Source organism: Streptomyces antnestii, from assembly GCF_004005495.1.
Classification (GTDB): Bacteria; Actinomycetota; Actinomycetes; order Streptomycetales; family Streptomycetaceae; genus Streptomyces; species Streptomyces antnestii.
Genome location: NZ_RZYA01000067.1, coordinates 1 through 711, shown reverse-complemented (window position 1 = coordinate 711; position 711 = coordinate 1). Strand labels below are relative to the sequence as shown.

Below are 711 nucleotides of genomic sequence, written 5' to 3'. Positions count from 1 at the left end.
ACGGGTCGTCGACCTCGATGTCCGGCACGCTGATCCCGTCGATCTTGGCCTGCCGGGTGCGGACCATGAGTTCGTGGTTGGCCGGGTCGTAGGAGATGTTGCCCGTGCCGTCCTGCTTCTCGATCCCGCCGATCCGGTGCTCGAGCCCCGGCGTCCCCGGCACCGCCCACGGACGGGCCAGCGTCTGCGGATCCCGCTTGTAGGGCCAGAACACCTCGCTGCCGTCCGCCTCGGTGTGATTCGGCCCCGACGCGAACTGCGTGCGCAGATCTGGGAGTTGATCCACCTCCGGGATCCGCCACGGCTCCGAGCCGTTCGCCAGATAGCCGTCCGAGAGAAGGAACACCGGCGTGCGGTACGTGATCGCGATCCGCGCCGCCTCCAGAGCGGCATCGAAACAGTCGGCGGGCGTGCGCGGCGCGACCACCGGCACCGGCGCCTCACCATTACGCCCATACATCGCCTGCAGCAGATCCGCCTGCTCCGTCTTGGTGGGCAGACCGGTGGAGGGGCCGCCGCGCTGGATGTCCACCACCAGCAACGGCAGTTCCAACGACACCGCAAGGCCAATGGTTTCGGATTTGAGCGCCACACCCGGACCCGAGGTGGTGGTGACAGCCAGCGAACCCCCGAACGCCGCCCCCAGCGCCGCCCCGATCCCCGCGATCTCGTCCTCCGCCTGGAACGTGCGCACCCCGAAATTCTTGTGCT

Annotated in this window: 1 pseudogene; it reads right to left on the bottom strand. The window is 68.6% G+C overall.

From position 1 onward, the window contains the following. Positions 1-711 (bottom strand): annotated as a pseudogene (locus EOT10_RS40975) (2-oxoacid:acceptor oxidoreductase subunit alpha); the annotation flags it as partial.